Genomic DNA, 22,092 nt, shown 5'->3' on the forward strand with positions numbered 1-22,092 from the left:
GAAACCCGCGAGAGAGGAAGCCGGCCGACGTGCACCCGCGCTGGAAACGTGGGGAGCCTTCGGACCGACCTTCGCCCCCGCGGGCGACTGGAACACCAGCACGAGGGGACAGGTCGAGACCGGGACGCGCTGTACGAAGGGGCGCGGCTCGGACCTTCTTGCCCTCCCACGAGGCTCCCAGGTCGAAACCGACGCCGAATGTCTCCTCGGTGTCGGGTGCAGGCAGGTCTTCGGACTCACGAGCGCTTCGGCGATTGCCGGGTTCCTACTTTTCGCCGCTTCCCAGGCCCCGAAGGTCCCAGTGCATGAGGCGAATTTCGTTCTCGATGACCGCTGCGGGGCAGTCCCGGAGTTTCACCGGGTTCCCTTTTTAAGGCCGGGCCGAGGCCCAACCACCAGCACGGGCGCACCCTATGGTCGTGTCGGGCGGGATGTCAACGGGGATGTTGGGACGAGGCGTAAGTCGTTGAATGTACGTGTGAACTTCGGGCCGTACGTCGACGGGGAGGCCCCGAGGTCGCGGGGCGGGGAGGTCGTCCTCTCCAAACGCGAGCCGTCGAGGATGTGCTCGTCTGAAAACCGTGGAGTGCATCGGGGCGTGATGGAGGTAAGGAGCGTCGGCATGACACGCGCAATGCAGGGAGCCGTAGGCCTGATGGCGATGGGGTTGATACATTGCGCACAGGCCCCTGTGGAGGGGGAGATCACGTACGCCGAAGCCCCGACGCCTCAGGGCAAGCATCCGCTGACGCTCGACATCCGCGTCCCGGAAGGGCCGGGCCCGTTCCCCACCCTCGTCTTCATTCACGGCGGCGGCTGGATGTTCGGGGATCTGAGCACCTACCGCGGCGCCATCGAGAATGCAGCCAGCCGGGGTTTCGTGGGCGTCTCGATCAATTACCGGCTCGCGAACGAATCCAAGGACGAGGGCGGCGCGCTTTCCCCCTGGCCCGCGCAGATAGAAGATGTGCGTTGCGCGCTTCGATGGCTTTCGGCCAATGCCTCGACCTTCAAGATCGACACGGACCGCGTCGCCACGGCGGGCGGGTCGGCCGGCGGGCACCTCGCGATGATGGCGGGGTATGCGCAGGACGAGCCGAGGTTCGAGCCCACGTGGTGTCCCCACGAAGAGAGCGTCGCGGTGGGGGCGGTCGTGTCGTTTTACGGCGCGAACGACCTCGCTGCCGTGTACGACACGTCGGAGGAGTGGTGGGTCAGGGCGTACATGACCCGCTGGCTCGATCTTCCGGACGGCGCCAGCACGGCGGACGACGCGGCGCGGTTCGCGGATGCAAACCCGGCGAGTTACCTGCGGACGGGGCCGAAGATCCCGTCGCTCATCCTGCAAGGGACCGCCGACACGATTGTCCCGCCGCAGACGCAGCGCGGGTTCCGCGCTGCTGCGGAAGGGGCGGGCCAGGACGTCTCGATCACGTTCCTGGAAGGCGTCGGCCACGGTATCGACGCGATCGAGGAGAGCAACCGCGCCATCGACTGGCTGTCGACGAGGCTCTGACCCATGCGCATTCGAAAGACACTTCCCGCGTGGGTGGCGGCGTCCACGGTCGTCCTGCTCGGCGCTGGGCGCTTGGCGGCAGAGGAGGCCGCCCCTGCGCCGGAGACGCCTCCCGCGCCGGCGCGTGCTGCGACACCGGCCCCCGAGCTTCGTCCGCCCCCCGGCATCTCCTTTCCTTTCCGGATCGGCGTCGGCGTCACGCCTGTCGTCGGATACAGCATGGTCACGCTCGGGTATGGCGAGGTTCACTCGTTGGACAATGGCGGCTGGGTTCCGATCGACATCGCGCCTGCGATCCGGGTGTGGAGGTCCCTTGCCTTCGAGCTCGCGGTTTCGGGGATGATTCCGATCAAGGATGCGTGGGGGTTTCCGGGGTTCCGCCTCGCGGTGACGCCGGCCGTCCGCATCGATGGTTCCCTCCTTTATGCGCGCTTCGGTCCGCAGTTCATGTTCGGGGACAACATGCGGCTCGGGGTTCAGGCTGCGGTGGGCGCGAAGGTTTATGGGCCGCTTTATGTCGGCGTCCAGGGCTTGGCCAGCCTGACCGACGTCATCTTTGGCCTCGGTCCGGAGATCGGCGTGCGATTCGATGACTGGCGCATCGTGACCTCGCGGAAACCATAAACGGATCGGGTGCGTCGCGACGCTCCGCGAGGAGATCCACGCTCCGCCACGCGGTGGAGACGGCGGAAGAGGCCTGGAATCTGGCTGAACACGTGCCCTCTGCCGTCGACGGTGCTTGTTTGGCGGCGCGACAAACGCCTCCGCCGGACGACGGCCCGAGGGACGCGGCGCGCTTCCTGCCGTTGGCCTGGGCGCTTTCGGGTCGTCCCCTGTGACAAGCTCCGGCGAGGTCCTACCGCGCGTGTTTCGCGGCTCGACAAGGACCGTCGGCCGGCTCCGGGCCTTGTCTTTGGGCTCGACCTTCCTCGGGGTCCACGCGTCGCACCGTGTCCGGCGCCGAGACACGTTCCCTTTCGCGCTGACGCGCCTTGTTCCGTTCCGTGCTTGATGCTGGGCGGTGGAGCGGTGACTCGTCACGGCGCGGAACAAACAAGGACGAGGGCTGACGTCGTTTGTCGAGCCTCTGCGGGGGGCGACGGCTCGGGCGCGCTGATTGCTACCAAGCCCCTGGCAGATCTCGTCCTCTCCCACCGGGACTTGTCTACGCTGCGACCTTGCTTGGCAGACTCGCCACGGACCTTGCCTCGGCCCGTTCGATGAACTGCGCATTGCGCAGTTCATCGATCCTGGGTCCAGCGCCTCGCTGGTCCGGGGTGGAGGGGGCGGACAGCCCCCTCCTGGGGCCTGGGGCGACGCCCCAGCTCAGGCGCGCTTTTCGAGATAACCGGCGACGCTCGGGAGCGCGCGGAGACGGTCGTGGAGGGCGCGGAGCTTGGGGAAGTCGGCGAGGCTCTCGGGCTTTGTGCTGAGGTGGTTGTCGAGGGTGTCGAAGGCGAGCACGTCGGCGTAGGTCGGCGACTCTCCGCCGCCGAACCAGGTACAGCTTCCGAGCAGACCTTCTGCGGTGCGCAGCGTCGCGGGCAGGTCGGCCCAGTACTTGTCGATCACGGCTTGATCGGTGTGCATGAATGCGGCGAATTGCACGGGGGCGAACTTGCTTCGCCAGTCGTTGATGGTCTCGGCTGCGACGTCTGCGTTCGTCTTCTCGGCTTCGTCCTTGCCGGCGAGGTCGAAGACGCGCGCGAGGTGACGCACGATGGCCATGCTCTGCGCGATCTGGCGCTCGCCGGAATCGCTGCGCTCGACGAGCACGGGGAGCTGGCCGAGGGGCGTCTTTGGCTTGAGCTCGGGCCAGTTTGTGATGGGGGTGTTGGTGAAGTCGACGTTTGCCGTGGCGAACATGAGCCGGATGGGCTCGGCGCGGCCACGGAGGGGGAAATAGAGCAGCTCGTAGGAAGTGGACATGGCCGACCTTGTACCAGGAAGGGCCGAGCCCGAGAAGCCCTGCGGGTCTCGGGGCTGAAGACCTGGGCGGAGAGAACGCCGCCTCCGATTTCCCCGTGCGAATCCTGACGAACTCCTCTACCGTGCGCCGCCCGGAGGATTCGAATGAGCGACGAAGATACGGACGAGTTCGAGGACGAGGACGAAGGCGAAGGCGACGAGGGCGACGAGGACGAGGGCGAGAGCCCGCATGAGGTGTCGTTCGACGAGGACACGGAGGGCGTGCTCGTTGCGGGCAAGCGCTTCTCTTCGAGCCGTATGACGCGCAAGCAGATCGGCGAGTTCGCGCAGCATGTCCAGGCGGTCGCTGAGAAGACGGGGCATGCGGTCACGATCGTGGCTTCGGGCGACTTGACGGATACGGGGCCTGCGCCGGATGACACGGCCTATACGGACGTGCACATCGGCTTCGAGGGCGGGCGTGGCGGCACGTATGGGCCGGATACGATCTCGCGCGATGTGGCGCTGCACGCGCTCGAAAGGGCGAAGGCGGTGCCGGCGGAGGTGTGGGCGGCGATCGGCGAGAAGCTCGAAGGGGACGCGCGCGAGGCGTGGGACGAGGCGGCCGTGTCCATGCACTTCACGTGCGTAGGACCTCTTGCGGCTGCGACGCTCGCGTTTGGTGTGCTCGGGACCGAGGACGGCGCGGGGCCCGGCAAGTACATGCGCGGCGTGGACATGGAGCAGATGGCCCACGAGGAGGGCGTGTGGGGCCTGAAGGTCACGTACGTGCAGTACGAGAGCCCGGAGAGCGAGGAGGTTGATCTTGGCGAGGCGGCGCATGCCGAGCGCGTGAAGGAGCTCGGCGACGAGAACGCGCGTTACTTCATCCTCGCTCGTTACGACTGAGGGGTCGTCGTTTTGCGGGAGAACGGCTCGGCGCGTTTGGGGGTCACGGCTTCACGAGGGACTGCTCGAACGCGGCCGAGTCGCTCTCGTGTTGCCACTGGATGCGCGCCTTGTCGTTCGCCGCGAGGAACGCGTCGCATGCGGCGGAGAGCGTTGCCCCCGGGACGTCGGCTGCGCATTCGTCGACGCGCGTGGTGAAGTCGTCGCGCGTCTTCCAGAGGCTCTTGCCCTCGACGAAGGCGTGCTCGAGGCTCGTCCGGGCGAGCTTCTTGAGCGCGAGGTAGTCGAGGCCGTGCTCCTCCACGGCGCGCACGTACTCGTCCGTGATCTCGATTCGAAGGATGCCCTGGTCGTCGGTGGACGGCGCGACGGGCACGTTCTTCGCCATGTAGGCGCCGAGCGGGTGCTTGTCGCCTGCGACGCCGAGCAGCGTGTCATTGGATGTCAAACAGATCTCCACCATCACGCCCTTCTGGGCCATGGTCGTGAGGAGCTGGTCGGGGCCCTCGTCGGACGTCTCGCCGAGCACGTCGACGCCGTGGCCGATGCGCTCTGCGCCTGCGATGTCCACGGCACTGCGGATGTGATAGGTCAGCTCTGCCTGGCCTGCTTGCGTCATGGGCAGGACCTCGGGGATGAGCTCGCCGGCGTGCAGGCCGATGTGGACCTTCTTCCGGCTCGGATCCTGGTCGTTGAAGGTGCGGAGGACGTTCACGGCGAGCATCTCGTCGTTGTAATAGAGGAGGGAGTTTGCATCTTCCTCCGGCGAGACGAGGTTCACGCCGACGAGCTCGGGGACGACCTGCGCGAGCTCGAAGGCGAAGACCCACTGGCCGAAGACGTAGGCGCGCGTTCGCGTGCGGGTGCCGGCGACCATGAAACGCACCTCGACGTTGCAGCCGGGATCGGCCATGGGGGTGCCGCAGTTGAGCAGCGTGTCGGAGCCGGAGAGCGAGTTCGCGATGCTCGCCTTTGCATTGTTGATGGCGGTCTGGAAGCCGGGGTCCGCGATGATTTGGGTGCGCTTTTGCAGGAGGTAGGGCTCGTCCCAGCCGTCGCCGGGCATGACCTTGGTCTCGGCGATGTTGCCGACGGTGCCCGAGCCGAAGCCCTGCATCAGCTCGATGTACACCTGGTTGTTGTGGCCTGCGGTCGAGCGGACCTGCGCGAGCATGTCGTCGCCGCGGGACTCGTTGAGGACGGCGCCGAATTTGCCGAACGCGTCGAAGAAGTGCTGGTGGCCTTGGAGCAGGGTGCCCATGAAGCCTTCCATGGACCAGGCCATCAAGATGCTGTCGTAGAGGGCCTGGTCATTGAGCGCGTTCGAGATGGGCACGGTGGCCCCCATGCAGGGACCGGCGGAGGCGAAGCCCGTGGCCGCGTTGAAGCAGGCGCCGTCGGCGGCGCCCCACTCGATCATGCTCTCGGGGGTCACGGCGCCCGAGGTGTGGCTATGCAGATCGGCGCCCTTCGGGATGTTTCGCACGAATGCAACGAGGGCCGCGTGATCGTTGCGCACGGCCTCGAGCTGGTCGGCGGCGTTCTCCTCGGGGGAGCCGCCCATTCCGCCGCTGCCGCCCATTCCACCGCCGACGCCGCCCTCGCCGCCGCTGCCGCCGACGCCGCCCTCGCCGCCGTTTCCACCGGCGCCGCCTTCCGCGCCGCTTCCGCCGTTGCCGCTTCCGCCGTTGCCGCCCGTGCCCTCGCCGCTGCCGTCACAGCCGGTCGTGCCGATGAACAGCGCACAGAGCGCGGACAAAACAATGCTACGTTGCATGGTGCAATTCTCCAAGATCAAAATCGCCCGCGTCGCGGACGGGGCGAAAGATGTCGATGTAGACCGCGCAGGAAGACGTCCAGCGCGGGGAGGCAGCGTATAGCGTCCTCCGATCTGTATTGCAAGATTTCATCGACGTGGCGAGGACGGAGAGGAATGGGCTCGACAGCCGCCTGCGGGGTGGGACCTGCGCCGCCGGCAGGGGCCGCGGCGCCAGGCATGGGCAGCCGATTTACCGGCTGGCGGTGAGCGCCCCCTTGGCCACGAACTGAGAGAATGCGCCGAGGAACTCGTCCATCGTCACGGTTCCACTCCTGTCGATGTCGCACATGTGCAAGAACTCGTCGATCTCGGTGTCCCGATAGCCCTTCTCCCGGAATTTGGCCATCACCTCGCCCACGTCGAGGACGCCGTCCCGGTTGGCGTCGATCTCCTCGAAGATCTGGAACATCGAGTCGCGCATCAGCGATTTGAAGATCGCATCACGGAACTCCTTCTCCAGCACGTCGAGCATCGACCCCTCGGGCGTCTCCAGGATCCACGGCTCCATCGTCGTGGACCTGAGCACCGTCACCGTGGTGCCGGGGGACGACGCGACCCCGAGGCGTCGCTTGTAATCTTCGATGAAGACGCTCCCGTAGTGCTCCTCGCTGAAGTCCGTCGTGCTCACGATCATTCGATACCCGTAGATATCGTCGCCGGGATTGATGCTCAGGAGATCGTAGATGGCCTTGTTCAACCGATTGGCGAGATCGAGGTTCGTATTCAGCGACCCGTCCGGGTGCTTGAAGTTCACGGCGTAGGTCAGGATGTTCTGATCGGGCCCGATCTCGGGCAGGAGCGCCATCGCCTCCGGGTCGGACAGGAGATCCTCGACGCTGCGCCGATCGATGCGCTCGCGAATGAAGCGCCGCTCGGTCTCCACGTCGGCGCCCGAGATCTCCGCGGGCAGCCGCGGGACCGGGACCACGATGAAGCGATCCTCCGGGACCGCCATGCTGAGCAGCCGCGCGTAGAAGCGCTTGCAATTGAACAGGCTCTTCCGATGGATCTGCCCGTATCCGCTCCGGGTCGGTCGAATGACCTTGTGGCTCAGGTAGACCGCCGCCACCGCCGCGCCCGGCTTGGAGCCCTCGAGCCCGTAAATCCCCACGGTCGGCTCGGCATCGCCGTGGAGGATGTAGGGCGCCTTGAACGTCACCATGTCGCGCATGGCCGAATTGCGATAACAGAGCGCCCCGGCCGGGTAAGGGATGTAGCCCGATTTGTGCGGGTCTACGGTAATGGAGTCTGCCCGGCCGAGGGCCGAGAACTGCGAGGTCACGTACCCGCTCATCCCGATTTCGGCCACCGGTCCGGTGCGCTCGTCTCGGGGGCGTGGCCCCTCGTCGGGGCGCAGGATGGACGCGAAATATCCACCCCATGCCGCGTCCGCGTGGACCGTGAACGACAGGCCCTCTTTCTGGAGCTTGTGGCGCAGCTCGAGAACCCCCTTGAGCGGATCCACGGCGCTCTCCTCGGTGCTGCCGATGACGGCCACCACCGTGACGACGGGCCGCCGCTGTTCGAGGCAATCCCGCAGCATCTTCTCCAGCGCGGCCAGGCTCATGCGCGCGTCGCAATCGACGGGGACATCGAGCACGTTGGCCGAGCCCAGGCCGAGCACCGCCGCGGCCTTGGGGAACGAGTAATGCTTGGTGGCGGGGACGAGGATCACCGGTGAAGCAGGCAGGTCCGCCCCGCAGCGGCGGTAGAGCTCGTGCATCCCCAGGTGCTGGAGCGAGTAACACGACATGGCCTTCGTGATCGTATCGCTCGAAATGCCAAACTCCTCCGTGAGGCGCTCGGGCAGCGCGAGGATGTCGTCCACCTTGAGGTTCAAGAGCGACCACGCATCGAGCGAGGCGAGGCGCGCGCGCCGGCCGTCGCACGTGCTGACCTCGATGTCGCGCGCGGCGGCGAGGGAGGACTCGGCCTTCAAGGCATCCCGGAGCGAGAGCGGGTAAAACTTCAGATTCCTCGCCGACCAGAGGGCCTCGATGTTGGCCACGGTCCCGCCGCAGGTGATGTGTCCCCAGGGCCTCACGAGCCCTTTCGTGGCGTCGCCGTCCTCCGGGACGGTGTAGCCGAGCATTCGGCACAGATCGTCCCCGACGATCATCTCGAGCAGGGTCGTCGCGGTCGACCCTTCGAACGCGACGTTGTTGGGGTTGTAAAGCATCGCCGCGAAGTACCCCAGGATGCTGGGGAGCGACGTGTCCCAAAGCATGTGTCCCTGATATCGGCCGCTGAAGAAGGGCACCGATTTCTTGAGGAACGACATGAGCGAGCGCAGGTTGTCCTTCAGCGTGTCCATCGCGTGGAGGTAGGACGGGTGCCGCTTGGCCTGCTCGGTGATGTGCGTGGGATCCTGGGGGTGGAAGTTCCGCCTCCAGAAGGAATGGTCCCGGATGGCCTCCACGAGGAGCTTCTCGAGCTCATCGGCGTTTTCGGCTTTGGTGCCCAGGAACCAAGCCTCCGGCGACCGGGTCCCGGCCCCCTTGAGGAAAGGTCTCTCTCCGAAGCTGAAATATTGCTTCACGCCCGACTTGCCTGTTCGTGCTTTTTTGTCGCTCATCTCTCCACGACCCTTTCTCCCCCGCACGCCAGCGCCTCCTGCAGCAAGGGGCGAAGTCCCTATACAGGAGCGTTGCTCCCGGGGTCAACGCGAGGGCCCCCCACGACGAGCGTCGGCGGATTCTTTATGGCCACCGGGGGCGTTGCGTCGGGCCACGACAGCGCGGGCTCGACGAAGGCCACTCGCCCTGCAATGGTCGTGGGCGATGGACAGGACCGAACGCCTCTTCGCGGTCATGGATGCGCTCCGACGCCATCGACGCCCGGTCACCGCGGCCGAACTCGCGGCCGAGCAGGGGGTCTCGGTGCGCACGATGTATCGAGATGTGCAGACGCTGATCGGGCTCGGCGCGCCGATCGAGGGGGAGGCGGGCGTCGGCTATGTGCTCCGGCCCGGATTCTTCTTGCCTCCGCTGATGTTCTCGCTGGAGGAGCTCGAAGCGCTCGTCCTCGGCGCGCGCTGGGTCGGCGCGCAGGTCGACGAGGGGCTCGCCGGCGCCGCGAAGAACGCGCTCGCCAAGATCGCGACCGTGTCGCCCCGCGAGCTGCGTGATCACATGGCCGACGTGGGCCTCTGGCCGGTCGTGCTCCACGGGGCCGGCGCCGCGCCGGTGCCCGTCCTCAGCCTCGTACGGCAGGCGATGCGGAAGGAGCGGGCGCTCGCGTTGCGCTACGAGGACGCGTCCGAGCGCACCACCGAGCGCGAGATCTGGCCGGTGCAGATCGCGTACTACGAGGGGAAGCAGATCGTCGCGGCATGGTGCTGCTTGCGCGCGTCGTTCCGGCACTTTCGCACCGATCGGATCGTGAGCCTCGCGCTCACGGAGAAGCCTTACGGCGAGCCACGTCGAACGCTGGTGCAAGCGTGGATCGAGGCCTGGGAGCGCGAGCAGAGCTAGCAAGCATCCCGGGGCCCGATGCCGCGCGTGGTTCGCTGCTGCCACCTCTTGTCAGGAGGGGTGGTGCAGGTTCGTCGGGCGCCCACTTCCAAGGCGCCACGATGACCATTCACCAACGCGAGACACCGATGAACATCCTCGTCACAGGCGCGACCGGCACCGTCGGCCGCGAGATCGTCAAGCAGCTCGTCGAGCGGGGGCACCACGTGCGCGCGCTGTCGCGCAATCCGGCCCGGGCCCGTTTCCCGGAGGGCGTCGACGCCGTGGCCGGCGACCTGACCACGCCGGAGACCTTCGCCAGCGCGTTCGAAGGGATCGAGGCCCTGCACTTGATCAACTTCGGCGGCGACGATCAAGCGCCGCTGCAAACCGGGGCACGGATCGTCGCGCTCGCCGAACAGGCCGGGGTGCAACGGATCACGGTGCTGCTCGGCGGCGCGCCTGCGCCGCTCGACGAAGCGGTCGCCGCCGGGAGAATCCATTGGACGTTTCTACAGCCCGTGGAGTTCATGGCGAACCACCTCGAATGGGCGGCGTCGATTCGCAGCGAAGGGCTGGTGCGCGAGCCGTTCCCCGATCGGCTGAGCGCGGTGGTCCACGAGGCCGATATCGCCGCCGTCGCGGTCGCCGCGTTGACGCAGGAGGGCCACGCCGGCAAGACGTACACCCTCACAGGGCCGGACGTGCTCAGCCTGCGTCAGAAGATCGAAATCCTGGCCGCCGCCGCCAAGCGCGAGATCAAGCTCGTGGAGCTGACGGAGCAGGAAGCGCGCGACCGGTGGCAGGGGATGGGGCTCTCGTCCGAAGCGATCGAGTTCCTCCTGTTCGTCTACGGAAACACCCCGGAAGTCGGCTTTACCGTCACGCCCACCGTCGAGCAGGTGACGGGACGGCCGGCGCGGACGTTCGCGCAGTGGGCGGCAGAGCACGCCGAAGCGTTCTCATCGTAGGCAAACCATCCCCCCCCGGTCCACGCGCATCCGTCTTACTTCCGACCTGCCTCCTTTGTCAGCTCCTGGCGTAACTTGGTCACGTCACGATCGGGCAGCTTGCGCAGCAGCTCGGCGACGTGGGCGCGTTCGTCCTCGTGCGGGAAGGTGAGCAGGTAGAGCGGCGACATGCCGAGGCCGCGCGCGAGCGTCACGAGGGAGATGGCGTTGAGCGCGACGAGGCCACGCTCGAAGCTCGAGAGGTGGCCCTTCGATAGGCCGGTGGCGTCCGCGAGGGCGGAGAGGGACAGGCCGCGTTCGATGCGAAGTTCACGCAGGCGTGCGCCTACCTTCGCGCAGTGGGGTTCAGGCTCGGTTCGTCGAGGCATGGCCAGGACATACCACGGGACAAACCAACGGTCGAGACAAACCTATGCGCGCGCCGCGAGGGGGGGAGAGCCGTCCGGCTCCTCGGACGAACCCTCCCAGGGGCGTGGTTTCGAAGCCCTCCTGCCCACATGCGCCGAACGCCCTTCATAGGCATCGCCTCGCACCCAGCCGGTTGGTCTTGACAAGCCGTTTCACCAGGACGCACCTCGGGGGAACGTTCCGAAACGTCTTCCGTTCCGTGTACGTAGGGAGAAGGCTGCGTTCGCAAGGAGAAAGGAACGACGAGCCGTTGTCGTCGTTCGAGAGCGCCGAACCGTTCGGCGCGGTCGTCCAACCGATCGATGTTCTAGCGCCCCTGGAAGCGGCCGGCGCGCCTCTCGACGAACGAGCGCATGCCCTCGGCCGCGTCCTCCGTGCCCATGAGGGCGCGGGCGCGGTCTTCGAGGCGCGCGGCTTCCACCTCGACGCCCTCGGTCATCGCCGCGCGCGCGGACGCGAGTGTGGCGCGAACCGCGATCGGCGCCTGCGCCGCGACCCGCTCGCAGATCCACGTGGCCCGATCGAAGAGATCGGCCGCGGGGACGACCTCCTGCACGAGCCCGATCCGATACGCCTCCTTCGCGTCGAACACGTCGCCCGTGAGCAGCCAGCGCATCGCATTGCCGTGGCCCGCGAGCGCCGGGAACCGGAGCGTGGCGCCGCCGAACGGGAAGATGCCGCGCTGCACTTCGAGCTGCGAGAAACGCGTGTCCTCGGCCGCGACGCGGATGTCGGCGGCGAGCGCGAGCTCGATCCCGATCGTGAAGCAATACCCCTCGACGGCCACGACCATCGGCTTCGTGAGGCGCCGCGGCCCGATCGCGAGCGGATCCACGCTCCCCTTCGGGTAGAGCGCGCGCCCGGACGCGATCGCGGGCCCGACCTCCGCGAGATCGAGGCCGCCCGTGAAATGGCCTCCGTGCGCGAAGAGGAGGCCACAGCGGAGGCCCTCGTCCTCCTCGTAGGCCGTGTACGCCTGCGCGAGCTCGTCGAGCATGGCGAGATCGAATGCGTTGCGCTTCTCCGGCCTGCAGAGGCCGATGCGGACGACAGAACCGAGACGCTCCACCGTGACACGTGCCATGGGCGGACGTTACCACGCCCTGAAGCTCGTCCGTGCCGGGAATCGAAGCACGCCCCGCACACCGCGCCGTTTCGCCCGAGGCGCAGGCGGCGCGCGGCGATATGTCATCGCCGGACATTGAAATGATTTCGTTTCCAGGATCGGGATGTCTCGGGATTTCATGGCCTGCATTGCTATGGTGGTGGTCATGGAATGGCGCACGAATTGTTTCCAACCCCCATCCGTCCTTCGCGTCCTTTCAGGCCCGCTCGTGGCGCTTTTTGGCCTCGTGACGGCGGCCTGTGGTGCTTCGGACGGCGTGACGCTGGGCGGCGCCACGTCAGGCAGCGCGAACGGCGGCAGCGGCGGGATAGGAGGTGGCGGCGGGACGGGAGGCAGCGGCGGCGGCGGCGGCACGACGGACGCGCCGCCCTACACGTTCCGTGCAGGCGAGAACGGCTTCGAGATCCGCGTGAAGGACGGCGAATTCGAGCCGTTCTGGCCGATCGGCGTCAATTACAGCCACGCGATTCCCGGCACGTCGCCCGGCGAGTTTCTGGCCTCGCGCGAGCAGATCGCCGAGTGGATCGAAGCCATCGCGGAGCTCGGCGCCAATTCGCTGCGCGTCTATACCGTACAATCCCCGCTCTTTTACGAGGAGCTCCTCCGGTACAACACCGACCACCCCGACCACCCGCTCTTCCTCTTGCAGGGGGCATGGCTCAGGGAGCCCGACGAGGACCCCGCGTTCTCGGGCATCCCCGATTACCTCGATCCCTCGATCCGGAGCTGGTTCCGGGACGAGATCGAGAAGGTCGTCGACGTCGTCCACGGCAACCGCGAGATCCCCTACGGCACGCCCGAGAACCCGATGAACTACGGCCGCGCCTTCGGCACGTTCACGGCCGACGTCTCGCCGTGGCTCCTCGGCTGGCTCGTGGGGCGCGAGGTCGAGCCGCTCACCATCATGACCACGCACCAAAAATACTACGACGACCACTGCCAGGGGCAGCCGTGCGAGGTCTCCTTCTCGGGCACGTGGTTCTCCATCGAGCACGCCACACCCATAGAGGCGTTCGTGACCGAGCACCTCGATTACCTCACGGTCTACGAGGACAAGCGGTACGACGTGAAGCACCCCATCGGGTTCTCCAGTTGGCCCACGCTCGATCCCATCGATCACGTGGTCGAGTACGAGTACCCGGAGTCCGTCGACGACATGGAGCAGCTCGACCTGCTGAAGATCGAGGTCGCCCCGAGCTTCGGCCCCGGGCTCTTCTTCTCCTACCACGCCTATCCGTATTATCCCGAGTTCGTCCTTTATGAACCAGCCTACCAGGTCGAGGACGAGGTCGGGCCGAACTCCTACCTCGGCTACCTCGAAGACCTCCGGAAGGTCTACGCCGGCCGCACCTTGCTCATCGCCGAGATCGGGCACCCTTCGAGCCAGGGAACCGCGCATTACGCGAAATCGGGGCTGCACCACGGTGATTTCGACGAGGTCGAGCAAGCCCAGGCCGTCGAGCGCTCGCTCCGGACGATCCGCCGCGCCGATCTGAACGGCGCGTTCCTCTTCGAGCTCATCGACGAGTGGTTCAAGCGGGCCTGGGTGGTCGAGCGCGTCGAGCTGCCGGCGGATCGGCGCAGGGTCTGGTACAACCCGATGAGCCCGGAGCAAAACTTCGGCCTCATCGCGGTGCGCCCCGGCGTGGACGGGGTCCACCACGTGCTCGACGGGAGCGGGGACGACTTTCTGGTCGAGCCGAACGCCTGGCAAGAGGGACCGCCCCTCGCGCCGCAGGGCGACGTGCACGATCCTCTGCGCACCCTCCGCGAGGTCAAGGTGGACTCCGACGAGGGATTTCTGCACCTCCTGATCCGGGTCGAGTCGCTCGACCCCGACGGCAATGGAAAGGTCGACTGGGAGCACGTGGACTACGTCGTCGGCCTCGACACCTTCCTGCCCGAGGCGGGCGACGCGTGCCTCGACCCGGAGTGTTCGCTCCGCACCGAGCGGAACATCGAGTTCCTCCTCCGTATCGAGTCGGAGCAGGACGTCGCATTGTTCGTCGATCAGCCTTACGACCTTTTTGGCATCTGGCACCAGGACCGGAAGGACTGGCAGCTCTATCGCACGGCCCCCAACGAGGACGGTCTGTTCAACCCGGTCCGCACCATCACGAACAACTCGCTCTGGTACCAGGGAGAGATGCTCGCGCCGATCCTCTGGCAGGACACGGGGCGCTTCCGGACGGGCCCCGAAGCCGTGCGCTCGACGAGCAATTTCTGGTATTCGCTGGCGGACGGAACGATCGAGGTCCGCATTCCCTGGACCTTGCTCAACGTGACGGATCCCTCGCAGCGCCTCGTGGTCGACGACCACGTGCCCGGGCCGAAGAACAAGCAGAATGAGCTGACCATCACGAAGACGCCTGGCTTCGGGCTCATGGTGGCGGCGCTCGGAGGGACGGCCGAGGCGGAGGGCGTGGTGGTCGACACGCTGCCGCGCGCCCATAAGCTCGGCAATTCGTGGGTGATCCCCGCAGACGGGGTGGTCTCGTACACCTGGGCCGAGTGGGAAACCCCGACGTACCACGCCTACCGCAAGCGCTCCTTTGACATGCTGAAAGAGGCGCTGCCGTCGATCGTCCCCGCGAGCGCAAATCCTTCGCCCTGACGCGCACGGGCCCGCGCCCCCCGGCGGCATGGCCGCGTCGTCCCGGCACCTGCGGCGCGACCCTTCATGCAGACCTTGCAGGACGCGGATCCGGCGCCTGTGCCATCCGCCCCCGCCGCCCGCGTCTTCGGTGGGCTGCGGCCCGTGATCCGCAGGACTGATGCCTAGACTCCTCATCCATCCCACTACGTGAACGCCGGAGCGCAGGTCACGCCGCGCCCGAGCGAGGGACTCGGGGCGGCACGACGATTGCAATGAGGTCGGCGCTACCAACAGAGGTGCGGACCCATGGCGCGTGTCCTGCTCATCGACGACGATCACGACCGGACGGAGATCATTGCCCGCGGCTTGCGAGCGGAGGGACTCGAGGTGGTGCCTGTGGGCACCCGCCGCGAGGCCTTTGTCGCGCTCGACGGCCCCGGCCACTTCGATTGCGCGCTTGTCGTGCTGGCCCTGCCGACCGGCGACCGGCTGGAGCTCGCGAAGGAGCTCCACGCGCGGTTCCCAGGTCTGCACGTCGGCCTGGCACGCGGGCACAGGCTCTCGGTGCGTCCAAACGAACACACGAGCGAGCGCACCCTGCGTTTCGAGCCAGTCCCCGAGGACGGCCGCAAGCTCGCGAGGGCCCTCCGCTCGCGGCTCCTCGCCGCCTGACCCCGGCCGGGTGCCGTCCGTGCCTGGCACACGTGCCAGCACGTGCCCGGCACACGTGCCGACGCCGTTCGCTAGGCCACGATCATCCGAACGAGCTGGGCGAAGGCGAAGACGACGGCGACGAACGTCCCCACGAGGCCCCAGAACATGAGGCGAGGGTGCCGGTCCACGCCCCGCGCCGCCTCGCGCAGGAAGCGCTTGGCCAGGGTCCCGCTGCAGGCCACGTGGATCCGGCCCTCGAGGGTCTGCCGCAAGAGCTCGATCATCTGCCCCGCGGAGGGGTAGCGCTTCGCGGGGTCCTTCGCGAGCCCATCGACGGCGAAATGCACGAGCTCGGGCGGCAGCCCTTCTTGTGCCGGGTGCCCGTGGCGCTTCATGTCCCGCACGGTGAGCTCGTGCTCCATGACGCCTGTCAGGATGTCGCCGAGCGTCTGCTTGTCTGCCAGGTAGTGGCGCAGGGTGACGAGCTCGTGGAAGAGGACGCAGGCGCTGTAGAGGTCGCTCCGCGTATCGAGCTGGTCCACGTCGCCGCGCGCCTGCTCGGGCGACATGTACGCGGGGGTGCCGACGAGCATGCCCACGTGTGTCAGGAACATCCGCCCGCGCTCGGTCTCGTCGCCCAGCGTCGCGTCCGCGCCCCGGGCGAGATCCCGCTCGGCGGCGATGGGCTTGGCGATGCCCCAGTCCATGAGCACGACCTCGCCGTACCGGCCGACCATCACGTTCGCGGGCTTGACGTCGCGGTGCACGACGCCGTTCGCGTGGGCGTAGGCGAGCGCCTGGAGGACGTCGATGAAGATCTCGACGCGGCGCTCGAAGGTGTATTTCGCGTGGGACTCGGGGTCGCCGTCGGCGAGCTTGCGGATGATCGTCTCGAGCGTCTCGCCTTCGACGTACTTCATCACGAAGAAGTAGCGGCCGAGCTCGTCGACGCCGACGTCGTGGATGGGCACGATGTTCGGGTGTTCGAGGCGACCGACGGTGCGGATCTCGTCCACGAAGCGGGCGAGCATCCCGGGATCACTCGCCTCGGGCAGCAGGCGCTTGACCGCGACCTTGCGGGCGATGTCCTGATCGTGCACGAGCACCACCTCGCCCATGCCGCCTGCGCCGAGCGTCTTGATCGGCTCGTAGCGCGACTTGGACTCGGGCACGAGGCGCACCTCGGCCCCATCACCTTCGACGCGCGGGAGCACGGTGGTGCGCAGGACCGACGGGGGCGGCGGCAGCGAGGAGAGGAGCTTCCCGGGCGCCATCGCGGTCTTGGCCCGGGCGAAGCCATCGTCCCCAGGCGCGAGCAAGGTCTCCGCGTTCATCGATTCGAGCAAGGTCATGGGGAGTTCCGCCAACAGGACCCGCCGGGGGGCGCGCTCGGAACACCGCTCGTCTGTCCCGGCCGGTCACTGCCTTTCTTGCAGCGAGCTTGACACGGAGCGGGCGGCTCCGCTCTCCTCCGGCCCATGCAGCGATTCGAGAGAAAGGTAGCGCTGGTCACGGGCGCTGCGTCGGGGCTTGGGGCGGCGGCTGTGCGGAGATTGCACGCGGAGGGTGCGATCGTGGTGATCACGGACCTCGCGCGGGAGCGGGGCGAAGCGCTCGCCGCGGAGCTCGGGGCGCGGGCGGAGTTCGCCCTGCTCGACGTGACGCAGGAGGCGGCGTGGATCGAGGTGCTCGACGCGGTCGTCGCGAAGCATGGTCGGCTCGACGTGCTCGTGAACAACGCCGGGGTGGGCATCGTGGGCGACGTGGAATCGACGACGCTCGAGCAATGGCGGTTCGTGCACGCGGTGAACACGGAGGGCACGTTCCTCGGCTGCAAGCACGCGATCCGGGTGATGAAGGAGCGCGGAGGCGGGGCGATCGTGAACCTGTCGAGCGTGGCGGGCATCATCGGCGCGCCGAACCTCGCGGCGTATTGCTCGAGCAAGGGCGGCGTGCGCACGTTCACGAAATCGGTGGCGATGCATTGCGCGCGGAAGGGGTATGGGATCCGGGTGAACTCGGTGCACCCGTCGTTCATCGACACGCCGATGGTCGACGCGATGGTCGAAAACACTGCGGATCCGGCGCGGTCGAAGGCGAACCTGGCGAAGCCCATTCCGCTGGGCAGGCTCGGCGAACCCGAGGACGTGGCGGCGGCGGTCGCGTACCTCGCGTCGGATGACGCGAAATTCGTGACGGGCACGGAGCTGCTCGTGGACGGTGGATTGCTGGCGAGCTGACGCGTCAGCGGCGGGCGTTGATCTCGCGGCTGCGCTCGGCGAGCCAGGCGCGGGCTTCGGGTTCGGTCTCGAAGAAGCGTAAGGGGGCCGTGTTCGTGGGATTGAGCAGGGCCGCGGCGCGGCTCACCAGGGTGCCGAGGACACGAATGTGAAAACTCGCGCCGACGACGGCGTTGGCGCGAATGGGCAGGACGACGGCGCCGCCGGCCGGCCCTTCGGCGGCGATGCGGCGCGCCTCGGGGGTGAAGTGCTCGGCGCGGCGGACGTCGACGAGCACGAACGCGTGGGGCCAGCCCTCGCAAAAGCGCTGTTGGACGTCGAAGAGGCGGCGGATGTCGTCGCCGGAGACGTGCCCGATCATGCGCCAGACGATGAGGTCGGGTTCTTCGGTGAGGGCGAAGGTTTCACCGGGCGCGGAGGGCATTGTGGGGGAGGGTATCGGGCGAGCGCACACCTGGGCAAGCGGAGGGCGGCTCAGCGGGGGCGGGCGAGGTCGCGGCGGAGTCCGTCGATGAAGGCGCGGGCTTCGGCTTCGGTCTCGCAGAAGCGAAGGGGGAAGGCGTTCGCCCCGCGGAGGATACGCGCGGCGCGGAAGATCATGGTGCCGAGGACGCGGGCGTGAAAGCTCGCGCCGATGAAGGCGCAGCCGAGGACGGGGACGGCGGGCGCTCGGTCGCGGGGGCCGTCAATGACGACGCGACGCGCTTCGACGGGCATTTCCTCGAACGTCTGGACGTCGAGGATGAGGAAGAGGTGCGGTTTGCCTTCGGAGAAACGGAGCTGGGTGTCGTAGAGGCGCCGCGCCACGTCCGCGCCGACGTGGCCGCGGAAATGGAAGAAGACGAGATCGGGCTCCTCGGTGTGGACGTGGCTTTCGGCGGGGGAGGGGGGCATTTCGGCAACGATGTATCTGCGAGAAAGGAGGCGGGCAAGGGGAGGGGCAGGGGGCGGGCGAGCAAGGAAGACGCCCGGTTTGCCTGCGGAGAAACGGCGTGCCCGATGAAGTGGCCGAACCCCGGGGACGAGCGGCTGGTTTATGGTACGCAGAAGCCGTTGGCGCAGGAGCCGCTCAGGCAATCCGCCGCGCTGGCGCATCCCGCGCCGACTTCACCCTTGCACGCGCCCAGGCCGTCGCACGACTGGCCCGCGCCGGTACAGGCGCTCGCGGGGAAATAGTCGTCCTGCCCCGAGGGGATGTTCGTGCATGTGCCGTCGCTCCCCGAGACGTTGCACGCCTTGCACGTCCCTGTGCAGAGGCTGTTGCAGCAGACGCCGTCGACGCAGAAGCCGCTCAGGCAATCCGCCGCGTAGGCGCAGGCCATGCCGAACTCGGCTTTGCAGACGCCGTTGCCGTCGCACGATTGATGGCCGCCGGTACAAGCGCTCGCGGGGAAATTGTCGTCCTGCCCCGCGGGGATGTTCGTGCACGTGCCGACGCTGCCCGCGACGTTGCACGCTTGGCACGTCCCCGTGCAGGCGTTGTTGCAGCAGGCGCCATCCACGCAGAACATGCTCACGCACTCGCCCGCGCCGCCGCACCCCTGCCCGTTGTCCTTCTTGCATGTGCCCGCGCCGTCGCAGGCGTTCACGCCCGTGCAGGTCGGCGCGTCCTCGACCGCGGCGGGCACGTTCGTGCACGTGCCGACGCTGCTCGCGACGTTGCACGCCTTGCACATCCCGCTGCAGGCCGCGTCGCAGCAGACGCCGTCCACGCAATGGCCGCTCGAGCACTCGACGGCCGCGCTGCACGTCTGCGCGGGCCCCTTCTTGCACACACCTGCGCCGTTGCACACGATGCCGCCGTTCTGATTGCACGTGGCGTTGACGGGCCGGTTCGGGTTCGAGGGCACGCCGGCTGCGCTACACACGTCGTCGGTGCACTCGTTGCCGTCGACGGGTTTGTCGGCCGTGTCGGGCGATGTGACGATGTGGCCCTGGCCGTCACATTCGACGACCTTGCAATCGAGGGCCGTCTGGCCGTCTGGCAAATCCGTGCCCGCGGGCGTGTATGTCACGCCGCACTGGTTGTTGATGCACGTGCGGACCTTGCAGAAATCGTCGGTGCCGTCGCAGTGCGCGGCCTCGTTGCAGCCGACGCAGGTTCCGCCGCCGTCGCAGTAGAGCCCGGCGCCGCACGGCGTGTTGATCGCCTCGCTCGGGAACGAGGGCTCGCCGTTCGTGCAGACGTTCTTCGTGCAGGCGTTGTCGTCGTTCGGCAGGTCGGCATCGTCGACGACCTCCTTCGTCGCGCCCGCGCCGTCACACACGACCCGCATGCAATCGCCGGCCGTCTGGCTGGAGAACGTGGTGCCGTCCGGCGCGAACGTCTGCCCGCAGATGTGGTTGTCGCATGAGCGCTGCTGGCAGATGTCATCCTGCGGCAGGTGGCCGCAATCGGCGGGCTCGTTGCATTCGACGCAGCCCGACGCGCCGTCGCAGACCTCGGGTTTGCCGAACTCGCAGGGCTCGCCCGCGCTCACGGGCGGGTTGGTCGCCGTGCCCATCGTGCACACGTCGAGCGTGCAGGGATTCACGTCGACAGGCACGTCCATGTCGTCGGTGACGTCCGTGTCCTTGCCATTGACGCAGAGCTTCTGCTTGCAATCCCCCGGGTGCTGCGTGGCGCCCGGGGTGGGCAGGCCGTCGATATTCGTGAAGACGCACTTGCTCGTGCCGATGTTGCAGACATCATCCGTGCAGGGATTGTCGTCGTTGCACGGGTTCTGCGCGTCGCACGAGATCTGACAGACGCCCATCTCGCACGTGCCGCTCTGGTCGCCGCGCTGGCACGCCTCGCCCTCGGGCGCGTCCGTATTGCTCGGCGTGCCGGCCATGCAGACGTCGATCGTGCAGGGCTCGTTGTCGTCGGGGATGTCCGCGTCGTCGTGGACGGCGACTTCCTTGCCGGCCGCGCAATCGATCCGCTGGCAATCACCGACGGTCTGCGCCGGGCTCGACCCGTCTTGGATCGGCGTGTAGACGCAGACCTTCTCGTCGCTGCACGTGTCGATGGTGCACGAGCTCTTGTCGTTGCAATTGGCGGCGGACTCGCAAGGCTCCTTGGCCGTGGGCACGCCCTCCACGCTGTAGGGATGGTCCCCATCGAGGATCTGCACACAACTCGCCGCCGTGACGAGCACTCCGATCCAAACGAGCTTCCAGGATCGCATCAAAATGCCCCTTCGACGCTCACATACCCCGCTCCCGGCCCGGCCATCCCCCGCACCCGCACCGTCCCGACCTTCTCCGGGGTCGCCTTCGGCGAAAGCACGAACAACGTCACCCCCGTCGCGAGCACGACGCCCCCCACGATGAACGTCGCCGTGCTCGCATTGCCGAGCGCCCAGAACCGCTCGACCGTCTTCATGCCCTCGACGCCACACGCGAAATTCGCGTCACATACCGCGTCGACCTCGCTCTTCTGCGCGACCGCGAGCCCGCCGAGCACGCTGCCCACGAGGAGCCCCGCGCCGCCCACGCCCATCGCCGCGATTCCGCCGATCGTCCACGGGTGCATCCCCGGCTTCGGCGGCGCGCTCGGCTTCGGGGGCGGCGGCGGCAAGGGCTCCTTCGGACGCAATGCTTGCTCGTCCTTCGCCTCCTGCGTCACGCCCGGCGTCAGCTCGAGGATCTTTCGATCCCCCTGCTCCAGCCGCACCGCTCGCTCCTGCGGCGGGCGGCCCGGGACCTCCACGCGGAATGCATATTCACCGGGATCCAGGGGCACCGAGGCGCCCAGGGCCTTCGGGTCGAGCGTGGTATTGCCCCGCGTCACGACGACCCCCTCGGGCACCTCGCCCGCCCACACGAGCTTGAGCCGCGGCGCCTCGGCGTCGAGTTTTTTCCGTTGCACCTCCGCGAGCCGCGCGCGCTCGGCGTGACGCTCGCGCAGCGGGCTCTTCATCGCCGCAAAGAGCCCGAGGTACGCCGTGTAATGCCCGAGCGCCGTCGCGCTCCGGCCCCGCGTGGTTTCGCATTCGGCGAGCGCGTACAACGTCCCCGGCGTCGGATCGATCCGCAGGCTCTCCGCGAGCGCGGCGCACGCCTCGGCGTGACGGCCGGCTTCCTGGTGCGCGACGGCCCGATTGAACAGGATCTCCGCCAGGAGCTTCTTTTCCTGCTCCTCGGCGGCCCGCGCCCGATCGGTGTGTTTTTCGCGCAGCGGGCTCTTCATCGTCGCGTAGAATTCGAGGTACTCCCTGTAATGCGCGAGCGCCTGATCGAGCTTCTTGATCTGCACCTCGCACTCGGCGAGCGCGTGCAACGTCCCGGGCTTCGGATCGAGCACGTGGCTTTGTTCGAGCAGCGGACACGCCTCGGCGTATCGCCCGGCTTGCACCTCCGCGACGGCGGCGTCGAAGAGCTTTCCCGCGGCCGCTTGTTGCGCCGGCGTGGGCGCGGCGGACGCCATGCCTCCCGGGAGCCCGAGGCCCGCGCAGAGGAGCCCTACGAAGAACCATCGTGCCTTACGCATGTCGTGCCTACCTTTGCTG

Annotated in this window: 18 protein-coding genes and 1 riboswitch; of the genes, 8 read left to right on the plus strand and 10 right to left on the minus strand. The window is 67.7% G+C overall.

From position 1 onward, the window contains the following. Positions 1-204 precede the first annotated feature (204 nt). Positions 205-415: riboswitch (cobalamin riboswitch) on the minus strand. A 207-nt stretch (positions 416-622) separates the two neighbouring features. Next, on the plus strand, positions 623-1,516 hold the full coding sequence (locus QHF89_RS12975; protein ID WP_284720430.1) for an alpha/beta hydrolase fold domain-containing protein: 894 nt from the start codon (positions 623-625) through the stop codon (positions 1,514-1,516). Between the two features lie 3 nt (positions 1,517-1,519). Next, on the plus strand, positions 1,520-2,140 hold the full coding sequence (locus QHF89_RS12980) for a hypothetical protein (RefSeq protein ID WP_136968662.1): 621 nt from the start codon (positions 1,520-1,522) through the stop codon (positions 2,138-2,140). Between the two features lie 702 nt (positions 2,141-2,842). On the opposite strand, the gene QHF89_RS12985 is transcribed toward QHF89_RS12980, so the two are convergent. Further along, a complete protein-coding gene (locus tag QHF89_RS12985; RefSeq protein WP_136968663.1) occupies positions 2,843-3,445 on the minus strand; it encodes a glutathione S-transferase family protein in 603 nt (200 codons plus the stop codon). Positions 3,446-3,589: 144 nt separating this feature from the next. Here QHF89_RS12985 and QHF89_RS12990 point away from each other — a divergent pair, with 144 nt between their 5' ends. After that, on the plus strand, positions 3,590-4,333 hold the full coding sequence (locus QHF89_RS12990; protein ID WP_136968664.1) for a hypothetical protein: 744 nt from the start codon (positions 3,590-3,592) through the stop codon (positions 4,331-4,333). Between the two features lie 43 nt (positions 4,334-4,376). On the opposite strand, the gene QHF89_RS12995 is transcribed toward QHF89_RS12990, so the two are convergent. Both QHF89_RS12995 and QHF89_RS13000 read right to left on the minus strand, forming a co-directional pair. Continuing rightward, complete coding sequence (locus QHF89_RS12995; protein ID WP_284720431.1) at positions 4,377-6,110, minus strand: hypothetical protein; 1,734 nt, start codon at positions 6,108-6,110, stop codon at positions 4,377-4,379. 232 nt (positions 6,111-6,342) lie between these two features. Next, positions 6,343-8,727 (minus strand): pyridoxal-dependent decarboxylase, encoded by a 2,385-nt coding sequence (locus tag QHF89_RS13000; protein ID WP_136968667.1) that lies wholly within the window; start codon positions 8,725-8,727, stop codon positions 6,343-6,345. Between the two features lie 205 nt (positions 8,728-8,932). Between QHF89_RS13000 and QHF89_RS13005 the strand changes: the two genes are divergently transcribed. Both QHF89_RS13005 and QHF89_RS13010 read left to right on the plus strand, forming a co-directional pair. Next, complete coding sequence (locus QHF89_RS13005) at positions 8,933-9,625, plus strand: helix-turn-helix transcriptional regulator (protein ID WP_136968668.1); 693 nt, start codon at positions 8,933-8,935, stop codon at positions 9,623-9,625. Between the two features lie 128 nt (positions 9,626-9,753). Then, positions 9,754-10,575 (plus strand): NAD(P)H-binding protein, encoded by an 822-nt coding sequence (locus QHF89_RS13010; RefSeq protein WP_136968669.1) that lies wholly within the window; start codon positions 9,754-9,756, stop codon positions 10,573-10,575. Positions 10,576-10,610: 35 nt separating this feature from the next. Here QHF89_RS13010 and QHF89_RS13015 read toward each other — a convergent pair whose 3' ends face one another. Both QHF89_RS13015 and QHF89_RS13020 read right to left on the minus strand, forming a co-directional pair. Continuing rightward, positions 10,611-10,943 (minus strand): helix-turn-helix domain-containing protein, encoded by a 333-nt coding sequence (locus QHF89_RS13015; protein WP_136968670.1) that lies wholly within the window; start codon positions 10,941-10,943, stop codon positions 10,611-10,613. 347 nt (positions 10,944-11,290) lie between these two features. Further along, complete coding sequence (locus QHF89_RS13020; RefSeq protein WP_136968671.1) at positions 11,291-12,067, minus strand: crotonase/enoyl-CoA hydratase family protein; 777 nt, start codon at positions 12,065-12,067, stop codon at positions 11,291-11,293. Between the two features lie 187 nt (positions 12,068-12,254). Between QHF89_RS13020 and QHF89_RS13025 the strand changes: the two genes are divergently transcribed. Both QHF89_RS13025 and QHF89_RS13030 read left to right on the plus strand, forming a co-directional pair. Next, positions 12,255-14,723, plus strand: a complete 2,469-nt coding sequence (locus tag QHF89_RS13025; protein ID WP_284720432.1) for a hypothetical protein — start codon at positions 12,255-12,257, stop codon at positions 14,721-14,723. Between the two features lie 288 nt (positions 14,724-15,011). Further along, on the plus strand, positions 15,012-15,377 hold the full coding sequence (locus QHF89_RS13030; RefSeq protein ID WP_136935734.1) for a response regulator: 366 nt from the start codon (positions 15,012-15,014) through the stop codon (positions 15,375-15,377). Positions 15,378-15,448: 71 nt separating this feature from the next. Here QHF89_RS13030 and QHF89_RS13035 read toward each other — a convergent pair whose 3' ends face one another. Continuing rightward, positions 15,449-16,711 carry a serine/threonine-protein kinase gene (locus QHF89_RS13035; RefSeq protein WP_136968674.1) on the minus strand — a complete coding sequence of 421 codons (1,263 nt, stop codon included), beginning with the start codon at positions 16,709-16,711 and terminating at the stop codon, positions 15,449-15,451. A gap of 126 nt (positions 16,712-16,837) precedes the next feature. Between QHF89_RS13035 and QHF89_RS13040 the strand changes: the two genes are divergently transcribed. Further along, positions 16,838-17,599, plus strand: a complete 762-nt coding sequence (locus tag QHF89_RS13040; RefSeq protein ID WP_136968675.1) for a glucose 1-dehydrogenase — start codon at positions 16,838-16,840, stop codon at positions 17,597-17,599. A 4-nt stretch (positions 17,600-17,603) separates the two neighbouring features. On the opposite strand, the gene QHF89_RS13045 is transcribed toward QHF89_RS13040, so the two are convergent. The 4 genes from QHF89_RS13045 to QHF89_RS13060 form a co-directional block, all read right to left on the minus strand. Continuing rightward, positions 17,604-18,023 (minus strand): SpoIIAA family protein, encoded by a 420-nt coding sequence (locus tag QHF89_RS13045; RefSeq protein ID WP_136968676.1) that lies wholly within the window; start codon positions 18,021-18,023, stop codon positions 17,604-17,606. A gap of 50 nt (positions 18,024-18,073) precedes the next feature. Next, complete coding sequence (locus QHF89_RS13050; RefSeq protein WP_136968677.1) at positions 18,074-18,493, minus strand: hypothetical protein; 420 nt, start codon at positions 18,491-18,493, stop codon at positions 18,074-18,076. A 140-nt stretch (positions 18,494-18,633) separates the two neighbouring features. Beyond that, complete coding sequence (locus QHF89_RS13055; RefSeq protein WP_136968678.1) at positions 18,634-20,769, minus strand: hypothetical protein; 2,136 nt, start codon at positions 20,767-20,769, stop codon at positions 18,634-18,636. Further along, positions 20,769-22,073, minus strand: coding sequence for a tetratricopeptide repeat protein (locus QHF89_RS13060; RefSeq protein ID WP_136968679.1), 1,305 nt, complete (start codon positions 22,071-22,073; stop codon positions 20,769-20,771). The genes QHF89_RS13055 and QHF89_RS13060 overlap by 1 nt, the downstream gene beginning before the upstream one ends. Positions 22,074-22,092 lie beyond the last annotated feature (19 nt).

It is taken from the genome of Polyangium sorediatum (genome assembly GCF_029946465.1).
Lineage (GTDB): Bacteria > Myxococcota_A > Polyangia > Polyangiales > Polyangiaceae > Polyangium > Polyangium fumosum.